This is a genomic window from Streptomyces sp. NPDC057682, from assembly GCF_042799575.1.
Classification (GTDB): domain Bacteria; phylum Actinomycetota; class Actinomycetes; order Streptomycetales; family Streptomycetaceae; genus Streptomyces.
Genome location: NZ_JBHVIN010000001.1, coordinates 249,506 through 263,201 on the forward strand (window position 1 = coordinate 249,506; position 13,696 = coordinate 263,201).

Genomic DNA, 13,696 nt, shown 5'->3' on the forward strand with positions numbered 1-13,696 from the left:
GCTGGTATAGACCTATGTTCGCGTCAATGGCCGGTCGCGCGGGACTTCATGCCGTCGAAGGCCAGTTGTACGACCGTGTCAGCCAGCCGCTCCGCCTCCGCCCCTCCGTCCGGCAGCGGCCGGTACCACTCCACCAGGGAGTTCACCATGCCGAAAAGCAGCCGTGTCGCGAGCCGTATGTCCACGTCGGAGCGGAGATCGCCGTCCACGACGGCCGCCTTGAGCAGATCGGCGACCCGCTGGTCGAACTCGCGCCGCCGCTCCAGCGCCCAGCGCTCGGTCTTCGTGTTGCCCCGCACCCTCAGCAGCAGCGTGACGTAGGGAAGTTCGGCCATCAGCACCTCGACGGTACGACGTGTGACGTACTCGACCCGCTCGATGGCACGTCCCCGCGTCGCCCCGGACTCGTCGAGAATGCCGAAGAGTCCGTCCAGCGCCCGGCTGACCGCCCGCCGCAGCAGCTCCTCCTTGCCGGTGACGTGGTGGTAGATGGACGACTTGGAGATCCCCGCCGCCTTCGACAGGTGCTCCATCGACGTGCCGTCGTACCCGCGCTCGTTGAAGACCCGGACGGCGACGGTGAGCAGGGTCTCCGGGGTGTACGTGTCCCGCTTGGCCGTGGTCATGCCCGCGATCCTCCCCTACGCGTTGTCCACAGGTTCCGTGGGCCCCCTTGTCCCGACCGATCGTTCGGTTACTCTAACTCTGTCCGCCCGTCCCTGCCCAGCTCGACGAGGAGTTGGTCCGTCATGGCCGCCGAGCTCTCCCCGAACCTGCTGTCCGAGAGGCACCGCCCGACGCTCGACCGCGCCCTCGACGCGATCCGCACCCGGGACTACTGGTCGCCCCACCCCGAGCACCCGAAGGCGTACGGCGAGGGCGGTGCCCCGGGCAGCCTGGGCCCCGCCGAGGGCAAGGCCGCCTTCGACGCCCTGCTGCACACCCGGATCGACCTGGGCCAGCCGGGGACCGACGGATGGACGGGTGGCGAGATCTCGCCGTACGGACCGGAGCTGGGCGTCGAGTATCCGCACGCCGACCCGGACGTGCTGCTTCCGGCGATGCGCGCGGCGATGCCCGCCTGGCGCGCGGCCGGTCCGGAGACCAGGGCCCTGGTCTGCCTGGAGATCCTGGCGCGGATCAGCGCCCGCACCCATGAGTTCGGCCACGCGGTGATGCACACCAGCGGCCAGGCCTTCATGATGGCCTTCCAGGCCGGTGGCCCGCACGCCCAGGACCGCGGCCTGGAGGCCGTGGCGTACGCGTACGAGGAGCAGCAGCGCGTTCCCCGCTCGGCCGACTGGTCCAAGCCGCAGGGCAAGCGCGACCCCCTCGACCTGCACAAGACGTTCACCGCGGCGGGACGCGGAGTCGCGCTGGTGATCGGCTGCAACACCTTCCCCACGTGGAACGGCTACCCGGGCCTCTTCGCCTCGCTCGCCACGGGAAACGCGGTCCTGGTCAAGCCGCACCCCCGGGCCGTCCTCCCGCTGGCCCTGACCGTCCAGGTGGCCCGCGAGGTGCTCGCCGAGGCGGGCTTCGCCCCCGATCTGGTGGCGCTGGCCACCGAGCGGCCCGGCGAGGGCATCGCCAAGACCCTGGCGCTCCGTCCGGAGATCCGGATCATCGACTACACGGGCTCGACGGCCTTCGGCGACTGGCTGGAGACCCACGCCCGCCAGGCCCAGGTGTACACGGAGAAGGCCGGGGTCAACACGGTCGTGGTCGATTCCACCGACGACTACCGGGGCATGCTGGCCAACCTGGCGTTCTCGCTCTCGCTCTACAGCGGCCAGATGTGCACGACCCCGCAGAACCTCCTCATCCCCCGGGACGGCATCACGACGGACGCGGGCGAGAAGTCGTACGACGACGTGGTCGCGGACATCGCCTCCGCCGTCACCGGCCTCCTGGGCGACGACGCGCGGGCGAACGGACTGCTCGGTGCCCTGGTCAACCCCGAGGTGAAGGCCCGTCTCGACGCGGCCGCGCAGCTCGGCGAGGTCGCCCTGCCCTCCCGGCCCGTCACCCATCCCGACTTCCCCGACGCGGTCGTGCGGACACCGCTGATCGTGAAGCTCGACGGAGCAAAGACGGACGACGCCTCCCCGTACTTCACGGAGTGCTTCGGCCCGGTCTCCTTCGCGGTGGCCGTGGACTCGACGGACGACGCGGTGGAGCTGCTGCGCCGCACGGTCCGCGAGAAGGGCGCGATGACGGTCGGCGCGTACACGACCTCGCCGGAGGTGGAGCGGGCGGTGGAGGACGTCTGCCTGGACGAGTCGGCCCAGCTCTCGCTGAACCTGACCGGCGGGGTGTACGTCAACCAGACGGCCGCCTTCTCCGACTTCCACGGTTCGGGCGGCAACCCTGCGGCCAACGCGGCCCTGTGCGACGGCGCCTTCGTCTCCAACCGCTTCCGGACGGTGGAGGTCCGCCGCCAGCGCTGATCCGGTCACTCACCACCGGACCGGTGGGGCCGCACGGCCTCCGTCAGGCCCCGCCGGCGTCCGGGAGGGAGGGATCGGGGATGTCCGCGTAGCGCTGCACCCAGGCATGCATCGCGATCGCGGCGGCGGCCCCCGCGTTGATGGAGCGCGTCGAGCCGAACTGCGCGATGGAGCAGACCATCGTGGCGTGCGCGCGGGCCTCCTCGGTCAGTCCGGGTCCCTCCTGCCCGAAAAGCAGCACACAGCGGCGGGGCAGGACGGTCCGCTCCAGCGGCACCGCGCCGGGCAGATTGTCGATGCCGATGATCGGCAGGTCCTCCGCACGGGCCCAGGCGGTCAGATCGGCGGTGTCCGGGTGGTGGCGGACGTGCTGGTAGCGGTCGGTGACCATCGCACCGCGCCGGTTCCAGCGCCGCCGCCCCACGATGTGCACCTCCTTGGCCAGGAAGGCGTTCGCGGTGCGGACGACCGAGCCGATGTTGAAGTCGTGGCCCCAGTTCTCCACCGCGACATGGAAGTCGTGCCGCCGCAGATCGAGGTCGGCGACGATGGCCTCACGGCTCCAGTAGCGGTAGGCGTCCCCCACGTTGCGGCGGTCGCCGTGGGCGAGCAGTTCCGGGTCGTACCGCTCGCCCTCGGGCCAGGGCAGCGGATGCGGACCGACCCCGATCTCGTTCCCGAACCCGTCGTCGTACTGGGCCGGCTCGTCCGCACCCGCGCCCTGGGTGCCCGTACCGCTCGTGCTGTTCGTGGGGCTCGTCTCGCTGCTCACCCGACGAGCGTATGGCCCCCGTCGGTGCCGTGCTCCGCCGCCTCCCGGGCGCCCGGTGCGGACGCGCCCGTTCCCGCTCCCGGCGTTCCCGTTCCGGGCACGGGAGCGTCCCCGTCGCGCGGCGCGGGCACGCGCGCCCGCCGGCCGAGCAGGCGGTCGCGCCCGAGCGTCACCCGGCCGCCCAGCCAGACCAGGAAGACGGTCGGCAGGAAGACGGCGTCCGCGGCGATCATCGCCATCGAGAAGAAGGGGAGCCCGAGCAGCACGGCGATTCCGGCGTGCTCGCAGATCATCACGACCAGCAGCACGTTCTTGACGCGCCGGTTGAACAGGGTGAACGGGAAGGCGACCTGCACGGCCACGGTCGCGTAGGTCACCACCATCACCATCAGCCCGCTCGACGCGAGGATGTCCGAGAGCGCGGGCCACGGCGAGAAATAGTCGAGCTTGAGCGGGTAGTAGAGCGCGGTGCCGTCCTGCCAGCGCGAGCCCTGGATCTTGTACCAGCCGGCCGTCGCGTAGATCAGGCAGACCTCGGCCATGATCACCACGAGCGTGGCGTTGTGGGCGAGATTGGCGATGACGTCGAGGAGGGTGCGGTGCTCGCTGCGCGGGGCGTACCGGTTCACGGCCCACCAGGCGCCCTGGGCGACCCACAGGATCCAGAAGAGCGTCGGCAGCCACACGGTGCCGCCGAGGCTCCGGGTGGCCATTCCCCAGACGAGGACGGCGCCGAAGGCGATCCAGAGCAGCGGCCCGACCGCGTCGCCCGGTCCGCGCGCCCCTTCGGCCGTACGCCGGGCCCTGCGGGCGTCGAGCGACCAGACCTGTCCGCACCGGGTCAGCATCAGGTAGATCGCCATCAGGTGGATGACGTTGTCGCCGCCGTCGCCCATGAAGATGCTGCGGTTCTGGAGCGAGACCACTCCGGCCATGAACAGCACGGACATGGCCCGGGTGTGCCAGCCGACCATCAGCAGACCGGCGGCGATCAGCGCGAGCGCGTAGACGATCTCGAACCAGACGGTGCTGTCCGTCCACATCAGCGTGGTGAACGCCTGGTTGCCCGAGATGAGTTGCTGGGCCATGTCCCAGCGCCAGGGGGCGTCGGGGCCGTACATCTCGTGCCGGTGCGGGAATTCGCGCAGCAGGAAGAGGAGGTACGTGGCGGAGAAGCCGATGCGGATGACGGCGCTCTGGTACGGGCCGAGGGCCGAGGCGGTGATGCGCTGGATGCCGCGGGCGAGCGCGTGGCCGGATCCGTGGGTGCTCACTGGCCGGCCTCCTGGGATGCGGCGCCCTCGGGGAGGTCGGCCGCGGTGACGGTCCACCAGGGCAGGACCCGGTAGGACGGCTCGGTACTGATCTTCTCCTGGCTCCAGGGGGGCGCCGGTACGGACCGGGTCTCGGACCTGACCTGGATGCGCAGGACCGTGCCGCCGTAGTCGTGCTCACCGAGACGGAGCATCACGATGCGCCGGATGTACTGCTCGGAGAGCCGGCCGCGCAGGCCGTTGGCCCGGTTCTGGCTGTCGTGGGAGCCGACGTAGAAGTCCCAGCCGCGGCGGAGTTCGTTCTGCTGGACGTGGCTGGGCAGCGGATTGCCTCGAATCGCCTTGCCGTCCGCGCCGGACAGACTCATCCAGGGGGTGGTGCGCCGTCCGTCGGCCCCGGCTATCTCCGCACGCACGTGCACGGCGATGTTCTGCTGGAGCGGGTTGGGGGCGAAGAGCTTCCAGTTCTGCTCGAACTCGGGGTAGACCCACTGGTCCACCGCTTCGCCGTGCGCCTTCGTCAGCGTGTTGGACGGGGCGACGTGAAGGAACACCATGGCCAGCTGGACACAGCCGATCAGCCCGATGACCCCCAGCGCGACGGCGGCGACGATCTGGTACGGGAACGACAGCCCGGCGATGCCACCGGTCGCACCGGCCGGCCGGCCGGGTCCGGGGGCCGGTTCGGCGGCGGGGGGACCCGCCTGCGCGGGAAACAGCTGCTCGACAGCGGTCCGCGGGGGGGCGGAGTCCGGTGGAAGAGGCTCCGAGCCGTCCTCCAGCGGCTGGGGTCCGGGCACCGTGTGGTCCCGCCCGTCGACACCTCCGCCGGTGCCCCCGCCGCCGCCGACGCCCTTGTCGTCGTACGAATCCATCCCGCCCCGATCCCCGTCGATCCCGGTCAGTTATCCACAGGGTTGACACCCTACGGGCCCCGGACACACCATTGAAGACAGAGAACCGAACGATCGGTCGGTAGGGAGTCCGGGATGGCGGCAGTGACTGCGGGCCAGACAGCGCAGACGGCAGCGGGGGGCACCGAAGGGGCCGACGAGGCCCTGGCGGCGGCCTTCGACGCCGCGGTGGCGGCCGACGAGCGCATCGAGCCCCGGGACTGGATGCCCGAGGCCTATCGCGCCTCGCTGGTCAGGCAGATAGCCCAGCACGCCCACTCCGAGATCATCGGCATGCAGCCGGAGGCGAACTGGATCACGCGCGCGCCGTCCCTGCGCCGCAAGGCCATCCTGATGGCCAAGGTCCAGGACGAGGCCGGGCACGGCCTGTATCTCTACAGCGCGGCCGAGACGCTCGGCGCCGGACGCGACGAGCTGCTCGACAAACTGCACGCGGGCCGCCAGCGGTATTCCTCGATCTTCAACTACCCCACGCTCACCTGGGCGGACGTGGGCGCCATCGGCTGGCTGGTGGACGGCGCCGCGATCACCAACCAGGTCCCGCTCTGCCGCTGCTCCTACGGTCCGTACGCACGGGCCATGGTCCGCGTCTGCAAGGAGGAGTCCTTCCACCAGCGCCAGGGCTACGAACTCCTGCTCGCCCTCAGCAACGGGACACCCGCGCAGCACGCGATGGCCCAGGACGCGGTGGACCGCTGGTGGTGGCCGTCCCTGATGATGTTCGGCCCCCCGGACGACGCCTCCGCGCATTCGGCCCAGTCCATGGCCTGGAAGATCAAGCGGCATTCCAACGACGAACTGCGGCAGCGCTTCGTGGACATCTGCGTCCCGCAGGCCGAGACGCTCGGGCTCACCCTCCCCGACCCGGACCTCCGGTGGAACGAGGAGCGCGGTCAGCACGACTTCGGGGCGATCGACTGGACGGAGTTCCAGGAGGTCCTGAAGGGCAACGGGCCGTGCAACGAGCAGCGCCTGAGCCAGCGCCGGCGCGCCCACGAGGAGGGCGCCTGGGTCCGCGAGGCCGCCGCGGCCCACGCGGCGAAGCACACGACGACATCGCGCACCGGCGCACCGGTGGCCCGCACGGCCACGCCGGACGGGACGAAGAGGGAGGCGACAGCATGAGCAGCTCGACCGACTGGCCGCTGTGGGAGGTGTTCGTGCGCTCCCGGCGCGGCCTCTCGCACACGCACGCGGGCAGCCTGCACGCGCCGGACGCGGAGATGGCCCTGCGCAACGCCCGCGATCTGTACACCCGCCGCTCGGAGGGCGTCTCGCTCTGGGTCGTGCCCTCCACCGCGATCACGGCGTCCTCGCCCGACGAGAAGGACGCCTTCTTCGAACCGGCCGGCGACAAGCCCTACCGCCACCCGACGTTCTACGCGATCCCGGACGGGGTGAAGCACCTGTGACCGCGGCCCTCGCCCTCGGCGACGACGCGCTGGTGCTGTCGCACCGGCTGGGGGAGTGGGCGGGCCACGCCCCGGTGCTGGAGGAGGAGGTCGCCCTCGCCAACATCGCGCTGGACCTGCTCGGACAGGCCCGGGTCCTGCTCTCCCTGGAGGGCGACGAGGACGAGCTGGCCTATCTCCGCGAGGAGCGCGCCTTCCGGAACGTGCAGCTGGTCGAGCAGCCGAACGGCGACTTCGCGCACACCATCGCCCGCCAGCTCTACTTCTCCGTCCACCAGCACGGGCTGTACGGACAACTGGCCTCCGGAGACGGCCCCTTCGCCGGCCTGGCGGCCAAGGCCGTCAAGGAAGTGGCCTACCACCGGGACCACGCCGAGCAGTGGACGCTGCGGATGGGCGACGGCACGGACGAGAGCCATGCGCGCATGCAGCGCGGACTGGACGAGCTGTGGCGCTTCACCGGCGAGCTGTTCCAGCCCGTCGAGGGGGTGGACGTGGACTGGCAGGCGTTGCGGGACGGCTGGATGGAGTCGGTGACCGCGCTGCTGGAGCGGGCGACGCTGAGCGTGCCGGCCGGTCCGCAGTCGGGGGCGTGGGCCGCCGGAGCCGGACGGCAGGGCCTGCACACCGAGCCCTTCGGCCGGATGCTCGCCGAGATGCAGCATCTGCGCCGCAGCCATCCGGGGGCGTCATGGTGACCCGGACCCCGCTGGAGGAGGAGCTGTTCGCCCTCGCGGGCTCGGTTCCCGATCCCGAGCTGCCCGTGCTGAACCTGGAGGAGCTGGGGGTGCTGCGCGGAGTGGACGTCCTCGCCCCGGGCCGGGTCACGGTGCGTCTCACCCCGACGTACACCGGCTGTCCGGCCGTGGAGACGATGTCCGCCGACATCGAGCGCGTGCTGCACGAGCACGGCATGGCGGAGGTCTGCGTCGAGACGGTGCTCTCCCCCGCGTGGTCGACGGACGACATCAGCGCGGAGGGGCGTCGCAAGCTCGCCGAGTTCGGCATCGCACCGCCGCGTCCGCACGACGCTTCCGCACCCTCCTCCGGGCCCGTGCCGCTGGCCCTGTCGGTGCGCTGCCCCCACTGCGGCTCCACCGACACGGAGTTGCTCAGCCGCTTCTCGTCGACCGCCTGCAAGGCGCTGCGCCGCTGTGTGTCGTGCCGCGAACCGTTCGACCACTTCAAGGAGTTGTAGATGTTCCATCCGCTCCGGGTCAGCGCGATCGAACGGCTCACGGACGACGCGGTGGCCGTCACCTTCGCCGTGCCTCCCGAGCTGCGCGAGACCTTCCGCCACAAGCCCGGCCAGCACCTCAACATCCGTTACGCCGTGGACGGCGAGGAGATCCGGCGGTCGTACTCGATCTGCGCCCCGGCCACCGAGCGGCCCGCCGAGCCGGTGCTGCGCGTGGGCATCCGGCTCGTCGACGGCGGGGCCTTCTCCACGTACGCGTTCAAGGAGCTGGCCGTCGGCGACGTGGTCGAGGCGATGCCCCCGATGGGCCGCTTCGTCATCGCGCCGCGCCCCGGCCGGTTCGCGGCGGTCGTCGGCGGCAGCGGGATCACCCCGGTGCTCTCCATCGCCGCGACGCTGCTGGCCCGTGAGCCCGACGCCTCGTTCTGCCTGGTCCGGAGCGACCGTACGGCCGCCTCCACCATGTTCCTGGACGAGGTGGCCGATCTGAAGGACCGCTACCCGGACCGCTTCCAGCTGGTCACCGTGCTCTCCCGGGAGGAGCAGCAGGCGGGTCTCCCCTCGGGCCGGCTCGACCGGGAGCGGCTCACCGCACTGCTCCCCGCCCTGCTGCCGGTCGCCGGGATCGACGGCTGGTACCTGTGCGGGCCGCTCGGCCTGGTGCGGGCCGCCGAAGAGGCGCTGCACGGCCTGGGGGTCGACCGGAGCCGCGTGCACCAGGAGATCTTCCACGTCGAGGACGTCCCGGACGCCGCCGCCCGGCCGAGGGCCGGGACGTCCGCGCGGAGCACGCTCACCGCGCATCTGGACGGCCGTTCGGGCACCTGGCCGGTGGAGGACGGCGAATCGCTGCTGGAGACGGTGCTGCGCAGCCGCTCGGACGCGCCGTACGCCTGCAAGGGCGGGGTGTGCGGCACCTGCCGTGCGTTCCTGGTCGCGGGCGAGGTCCGGATGGACCGCAACTACGCGCTGGAGCCGGAGGAGACGGACGCCGGGTATGTGCTGGCCTGCCAGTCGCATCCGGTGACCGGGGAGGTGGAGCTGGACTTCGACCGCTGACCGCGCGGCCGGACTGTTCCCTTCTTGTAGAACCTGTTCTATCTTGACGCTCCGTCAGGTCAGGGTACGGACACAGTGGTTCGCGGGAGGCCGGGACAGTGGACTTCACCTTCACCGAGGAACAGCAGGCAGCGGCCGAGGCGGCGCGGGCGGTCTTCTCGGGCGTCGCCCCGGACGCCGTGCCCAGCCCGGCCCTCGTGCCGGGGGCCGTGGCCGACGACATCGACCGGCCGCTGTGGGCCCGGCTGGCGGGCGGCGACCTGCTGAGCCTGACCCTGGCCCCGGAGCACGGCGGTGCCGGACTGGATCCGATCGCGCTCTGTCTGGTGTTGCGGGAGTCCGCGAAGGTGCTCGCCCGGGTGCCGCTGCTGGAGACGTGCGCGGTGGCGACGGCGGTGGACCGGTACGGGGACCGGGGCCTGGCCGCCGAGCTGCTGCCCCGCGTGGGCCGGGGAGAGCTGGTGCTGACCGTCGGCGCCAACGGCCGCACGGGCCACGAACCGGCGGAACTGGCCGTCACCGCGCGACCGGACGGGGCGCGGGGGAACGGCGAGAGCGGCGGCACCGGCTCCGGAACGGGCACGGAGGACGGCGAGGCCGGGTGGGTCCTGGACGGGGTGCAGTCCGGCGTGCCGTGGGCCGGGGTCTCGGACCTGATCGCGGTACCGGCGCACACCGACGACGGTCGCGCGGTCGTGGCCCTGGTCCGCCGCGGCCGGGAGGGCGTCACCGTCGCGGAGCAGGTCTCGACGAACGGCGAACTCCTCGGCGAGGTACGGCTGGACGCCGTGCGCGTCACCGGACGCGAGCTGATCGACGCACCCGATGCCTGGGAGTGGCTGCGCGCGCTGCTCACCACGGGCACCTGCGCCCTCGCGCTGGGCCTGGGCGAGGCGGTGCTCGCCATGACGAGTGCGTACACGGGCAAGCGCGAGCAGTTCGGTTTCCCGGTGGCGACGTTCCAGGCGGTCGCCGTGCAGGCGGCGGACCGCTACATCGATCTGCGGGCCATGGAGGTCACCCTCTGGCAGGCCGCCTGGCGGATCTCCGCCGGCGGGGCGGGTGAACTGCCGACGGCCGCCGATGTCGCGGTGGCCAAGATCTGGGCGTCCGACGGGGTCAGGCGGGTCGTGCAGACGGCGCAGCATCTGCACGGCGGCTTCGGCGCCGACACCGACTACCCGCTGCACCGCTTCCACGCCTGGGCGAAGCAGATCGAGCTCTCCCTCGGCCCGGCAGCGGCCCACGAGGAGGCCCTGGGCGACCTGCTGGCCGCCCACCCCGTCGACTGACCGGCGCGGAACGGGGCGGGCAGCGGGCGCACCGGCCCAGGGCTGCGGTCGGGCGCGTGAACGTCAGGCGCGGAACGTCGGACGCGGGGTGTCAGACGCAGGGCGTCAGGCGCGGGGTGTCAGACGCGGAACGTCAGACGCAGGGCGTCAGGCGACGAACGCCTGACCACCGTGGTCGGTGACCATGGGGCGTCCGGCGCTCTCCCAGGCGAGCATGCCGCCGTCGATGTTCACCGCGTCGACGCCCTGCTGCACCAGGTACTGGGTGACCTGGGCGGAACGGCCGCCGACCCGGCACATCACATGCACGCGCCGGCCGTCCTCCGCCGCCTCGGTCAGCTCACCGAACCGCGCCACGAACTCGCTCATCGGAATGTGCAGCGCGCCTTCGACGTGCCCGGCCGCCCATTCGTCGGCCTCCCGGACGTCCAGCACGAAGCCGTCCGCCGGGACCGCGGTGACGTCGACCGCGGGGAGCGGGGCGAAATTCATGGGTCATGCCTTCTCTCGTCGATGCGCCGGACCGGTGCGCCGGATCACCTGCACCGGACTCACCGGAAACGCTACTGCACCAGCGCGGCCAGCTCGTTCTCCCGCTGGGCGACCTCGCCGAGCAGCTGTTCGGCGATCTCCTCCAGCAGCTGGTCGGGGTCGTCCGGGGCCATCCGCAGCATGGCGCCGATGGCGCTTTCCTCCAGCTCCTGGGCCAGCACGGTCAGCAGTTCCTTGCGCTGGGTGAGCCAGTTCAGCCGGGCGTAGAGCTCCTCGGCCTCGCCGATCTCCGGCTCGGGCTGGACCGGGCCCGCGGCCCACTCCTCCGCCAGTTCCCTGAGCAGCGCCTCGTCGCCGCGCCCGTAGGCACCGTTCACCCGGGTGATGAACTCCTCCCGGCGAGCCCGCTCCGTCTCGTCCTGGGCCAGGTCCGGGTGGGCCTTGCGCGCCAGTTCGCGGTAGAGCTTGCGGGCCTCGTCGGTCGGGCGGACCCGCTTGGGCGGCCGGACGGGCTGCTCGGTCAGCATGGCGGCGGCCTCGGGGGACAGGCCGTCGGAGTCGATCCAGTCGTGGAACAGTTCGTCGACGCCGGGCATCGGCAGCACCATGGACCGCGCGTCCTGTGCCTTGCGGAGGTCCTCCGGATCCCCCGTGCGGGCCGCCCGCGCCTCGGCGATCTGCGCGTCCAGCTCGTCGAGCCGGGCGTACATGGGCCCGAGCCGCTGGTGGTGCAGCCGGGAGAAGTTCTCGACCTCGACGCGGAAGGTCTCCACCGCGATCTCGAACTCGATCAACGCCTGCTCGGCCACGCGCACGGCCCGCGCCAGTCGCGCCTCGGGCCGCGTGTCCCCGTCCTCGGAACCCTCGCCCCGTGCCTCACCCGACCCAGCCGCATCGCCCGCACCGGAGTCCCCGGCGGAACCATCGGCGTCACCGGTCGCGAAGCCGTGACCTGCCTCCGGCACGGCGGCGGCCTCCGGACCGGCGGCGGCCTCCGGACCGACCGCGTCCGCCGCACCCGCAGTGTCTGCCGCACCCGCGGCGTCCGCCATGCCTGCGGCGTCCGTCGTACCGGCAGCGGCATCCGGACCGGCGGCGGAGGCGGCCTCAGAGGCATGCCCGCTCCCGGCGGGGGCCCCGGCGCCCTCCGCGCCCTCGTCGGCGGTCTCTGCGGGCGCCTCGGCCGGAGAGCCGGGCTGCTCGTGCGGCGGGAGGTCGCCCTGCCGGGCATCGTCGTTCCGGGAGGTCGGTACCCCGGCGGCTTCGTCGGTCACCCGTCCAGCGTATGGCCACGGCCACCGTGCCGAGGACGCGCGGTCGCCGGAACGGCCGTCACACGCCCGCCTCCGCGGCTATCCGGCCCGCGGCGACCGCCCGGACCAGTTCCGCGTGATCCGCCTCCGTGCGGTCCGCGTACGTCACGGCGAACGCGGCCACCGCCTCGTCCAGTTCGTCGTTCTTGCCGCAGTACCCCGCGATCAGGCGGGGGTCGGCGCTGTGCGCATGGGCACGGGCCAGGAGCGCGCCGGTCATCCGGCCGTAGTCGTCGACCTGGTCGGCCGCCAGGGCCGCCGGGTCGACGCTGCCCTTGCGGTTCCTGAACTGCCGTACCTGGAAAGGGCGTCCCTCCACGGTCGCCCAGCCCAGCAGGATGTCGCTGACCACCTGCATCCGCTTCTGCCCGAGCACCACACGGCGGCCCTCGTGCCCCGCCTCGGGGACGTCGAACCCCACGGCTGCCAGATGGGGGGCCAGCACCGAGGGCCTGGCCTCCTTCACCTGGAGCACCAGCGGCTCGCCCCGGTGGTCCAGCAGCAGCACCACGTACGACCGGGTCCCCACACTGCCCGTGCCGACGACGCGGAAGGCCACGTCCTGGATGGCGTACCGCGCGAGCAGCGGCACCCGGTCCTCGGACACGGTGTCCAGATAGGGGCCGAGCCCCGCCGCCACGGCCGCGGCCTCCGCGTCCGGCACCCTGCGCAGCACCGGGGGCGCGTCGACGAACCGGCGGCCGCCGTCCTCGGCGGTCTCCGTGGACTTCGCGGCGAAACGGGCACTGGTGTTGTTCCGGGCCTTCTCCGAGACCCGCTCCAGCGTGCCGAGAAGATCGCGGGCATCCGTGTGCGAGACCAGTTCCTCGTCGGCGATCGCGTTCCACGCGTCGAGCGCGGGGAGCTTCGCCAGCAGCCGCATCGTCCGCCGGTACGCCCCCACGGTGTCGTACGCGCCCCTGCGGCAGGTCTCCTCGTCGGCCCCGGCCTCGCGGCCCGCGAGAACCAGCGAGGTGGCGAGCCGCTTGAGGTCCCACTCCCAAGGGCCCACCACGGTCTCGTCGAAGTCGTTGAGGTCGATGACGAGGCTGCCCCGGGCATCGCCGTAGAGGCCGAAGTTGGCCGCGTGCGCGTCGCCGCAGAGCTGGGCGGCGACCCCGGTGACGGGCGTCCCGACCAGGTCGTGGGCCATCAGCCCGGCCGATCCGCGCAGAAAGGCGAACGGGGTGGCGGCCATCCGCCCCACCCGTATCGGAGTGAGCGCGGGCACCCTGCCCCGGTTCGACTCCTCGACCGCCCGCACCGCGTCCGGCCGGTCCTCCGGCAGGGTCAGGGAGGCGTGCGAGGAGCGCGGCACGCTCTGCCGCAGGGCCTTGCCCGCCTCCCTCGGCGAGGAGAGCGCCGAACCGTCCGGGGCGGTGGCCGGGCGGCGGGCGAACCCGGGCACGACCGGAATGCGCGGCCCCTCGTACCCGGCCCGCTGCACGGGCACGGTCGTCGCTTCGATGTCACTCATGGCGCGCAGCCTCCCCCGACCCCTGCCGGCGCCCGGTCGGCGT

Annotated in this window: 14 protein-coding genes; 7 read left to right on the forward strand and 7 right to left on the reverse strand. The window is 72.4% G+C overall.

The window, feature by feature from the left end:
- Positions 1–23: 23 nt before the first annotated feature.
- Entirely contained in the window at positions 24–626 is a 603-nt protein-coding gene (locus ACFVDM_RS01155; protein WP_383631222.1) for a TetR/AcrR family transcriptional regulator, read from the reverse strand.
- Positions 627–749: 123 nt separating this feature from the next.
- Here ACFVDM_RS01155 and paaN point away from each other — a divergent pair, with 123 nt between their 5' ends.
- Positions 750–2,450, forward strand: coding sequence for a phenylacetic acid degradation protein PaaN (gene paaN, locus ACFVDM_RS01160; protein WP_383631224.1), 1,701 nt, complete (start codon positions 750–752; stop codon positions 2,448–2,450).
- Positions 2,451–2,493: 43 nt separating this feature from the next.
- Here paaN and ACFVDM_RS01165 read toward each other — a convergent pair whose 3' ends face one another.
- Genes ACFVDM_RS01165 through ACFVDM_RS01175 form a run of 3 tightly spaced genes read right to left on the reverse strand, consistent with a single transcriptional unit; the run spans position 2,494 to position 5,371 of the window.
- Positions 2,494–3,222 carry a TrmH family RNA methyltransferase gene (locus tag ACFVDM_RS01165; RefSeq protein WP_383631227.1) on the reverse strand — a complete coding sequence of 243 codons (729 nt, stop codon included), beginning with the start codon at positions 3,220–3,222 and terminating at the stop codon, positions 2,494–2,496.
- Complete coding sequence (locus ACFVDM_RS01170) at positions 3,219–4,496, reverse strand: HTTM domain-containing protein (protein WP_383631230.1); 1,278 nt, start codon at positions 4,494–4,496, stop codon at positions 3,219–3,221. The genes ACFVDM_RS01165 and ACFVDM_RS01170 overlap by 4 nt, the downstream gene beginning before the upstream one ends.
- Complete coding sequence (locus tag ACFVDM_RS01175; RefSeq protein ID WP_383631233.1) at positions 4,493–5,371, reverse strand: DUF5819 family protein; 879 nt, start codon at positions 5,369–5,371, stop codon at positions 4,493–4,495. Before ACFVDM_RS01175 ends, ACFVDM_RS01170 begins: the two co-directional genes overlap by 4 nt.
- A 114-nt stretch (positions 5,372–5,485) precedes the next feature.
- Here ACFVDM_RS01175 and paaA point away from each other — a divergent pair, with 114 nt between their 5' ends.
- The 6 genes from paaA (at position 5,486) to ACFVDM_RS01205 (ending at position 10,371) form a co-directional block, all read left to right on the forward strand.
- Positions 5,486–6,535: a 1,2-phenylacetyl-CoA epoxidase subunit PaaA gene (gene paaA / locus ACFVDM_RS01180; protein WP_383631236.1), complete on the forward strand. Its 1,050-nt coding sequence runs from the start codon at positions 5,486–5,488 to the stop codon at positions 6,533–6,535.
- Positions 6,532–6,822 carry a 1,2-phenylacetyl-CoA epoxidase subunit PaaB gene (gene paaB / locus ACFVDM_RS01185; RefSeq protein ID WP_383631239.1) on the forward strand — a complete coding sequence of 97 codons (291 nt, stop codon included), beginning with the start codon at positions 6,532–6,534 and terminating at the stop codon, positions 6,820–6,822. The genes paaA and paaB overlap by 4 nt, the downstream gene beginning before the upstream one ends.
- Complete coding sequence (gene paaC / locus ACFVDM_RS01190) at positions 6,819–7,520, forward strand: 1,2-phenylacetyl-CoA epoxidase subunit PaaC (protein WP_383631242.1); 702 nt, start codon at positions 6,819–6,821, stop codon at positions 7,518–7,520. Before paaB ends, paaC begins: the two co-directional genes overlap by 4 nt.
- The gene (paaD, locus tag ACFVDM_RS01195; protein WP_383631245.1) at positions 7,514–8,020 is read left to right on the forward strand and encodes a 1,2-phenylacetyl-CoA epoxidase subunit PaaD; all 507 of its coding nucleotides are present in this window, start codon (positions 7,514–7,516) and stop codon (positions 8,018–8,020) included. The genes paaC and paaD overlap by 7 nt, the downstream gene beginning before the upstream one ends.
- Complete coding sequence (locus tag ACFVDM_RS01200) at positions 8,021–9,079, forward strand: 2Fe-2S iron-sulfur cluster-binding protein (protein ID WP_383631248.1); 1,059 nt, start codon at positions 8,021–8,023, stop codon at positions 9,077–9,079.
- Positions 9,080–9,177: 98 nt separating this feature from the next.
- The gene (locus ACFVDM_RS01205; protein ID WP_383631251.1) at positions 9,178–10,371 is read left to right on the forward strand and encodes an acyl-CoA dehydrogenase family protein; all 1,194 of its coding nucleotides are present in this window, start codon (positions 9,178–9,180) and stop codon (positions 10,369–10,371) included.
- Positions 10,372–10,518: 147 nt separating this feature from the next.
- Here the strand turns inward: ACFVDM_RS01205 and ACFVDM_RS01210 are convergent, their stop codons facing one another.
- From ACFVDM_RS01210 to ACFVDM_RS01220, 3 genes are all read right to left on the reverse strand, one after another.
- Positions 10,519–10,863: a rhodanese-like domain-containing protein gene (locus ACFVDM_RS01210; protein WP_383631254.1), complete on the reverse strand. Its 345-nt coding sequence runs from the start codon at positions 10,861–10,863 to the stop codon at positions 10,519–10,521.
- A gap of 71 nt (positions 10,864–10,934) precedes the next feature.
- On the reverse strand, positions 10,935–11,915 hold the full coding sequence (locus ACFVDM_RS01215) for a J domain-containing protein (RefSeq protein ID WP_383632124.1): 981 nt from the start codon (positions 11,913–11,915) through the stop codon (positions 10,935–10,937).
- 280 nt (positions 11,916–12,195) lie between these two features.
- Positions 12,196–13,653, reverse strand: a complete 1,458-nt coding sequence (locus ACFVDM_RS01220; protein ID WP_383631257.1) for a DUF2252 domain-containing protein — start codon at positions 13,651–13,653, stop codon at positions 12,196–12,198.
- Positions 13,654–13,696: the final 43 nt, after the last annotated feature.

What these genes read in the sequence shown, in the direction of transcription:
- paaA (WP_383631236.1), top strand. Translation starts at nt 5,486, where the DNA reads ATGGCGGCAGTGACTGCGGGCCAGACAGCGCAGACGGCAGCGGGGGGC.
- ACFVDM_RS01215 (WP_383632124.1), bottom strand. Translation starts at nt 11,915, where the DNA reads ATGGCGGACGCCGCGGGTGCGGCAGACACTGCGGGTGCGGCGGACGCG.
- ACFVDM_RS01200 (WP_383631248.1), top strand. Translation starts at nt 8,021, where the DNA reads ATGTTCCATCCGCTCCGGGTCAGCGCGATCGAACGGCTCACGGACGAC.
- ACFVDM_RS01210 (WP_383631254.1), bottom strand. Translation starts at nt 10,863, where the DNA reads ATGAATTTCGCCCCGCTCCCCGCGGTCGACGTCACCGCGGTCCCGGCG.
- ACFVDM_RS01220 (WP_383631257.1), bottom strand. Translation starts at nt 13,653, where the DNA reads ATGAGTGACATCGAAGCGACGACCGTGCCCGTGCAGCGGGCCGGGTAC.
- paaB (WP_383631239.1), top strand. Translation starts at nt 6,532, where the DNA reads ATGAGCAGCTCGACCGACTGGCCGCTGTGGGAGGTGTTCGTGCGCTCC.
- ACFVDM_RS01155 (WP_383631222.1), bottom strand. Translation starts at nt 626, where the DNA reads ATGACCACGGCCAAGCGGGACACGTACACCCCGGAGACCCTGCTCACC.
- paaD (WP_383631245.1), top strand. Translation starts at nt 7,514, where the DNA reads ATGGTGACCCGGACCCCGCTGGAGGAGGAGCTGTTCGCCCTCGCGGGC.
- ACFVDM_RS01175 (WP_383631233.1), bottom strand. Translation starts at nt 5,371, where the DNA reads ATGGATTCGTACGACGACAAGGGCGTCGGCGGCGGCGGGGGCACCGGC.
- paaN (WP_383631224.1), top strand. Translation starts at nt 750, where the DNA reads ATGGCCGCCGAGCTCTCCCCGAACCTGCTGTCCGAGAGGCACCGCCCG.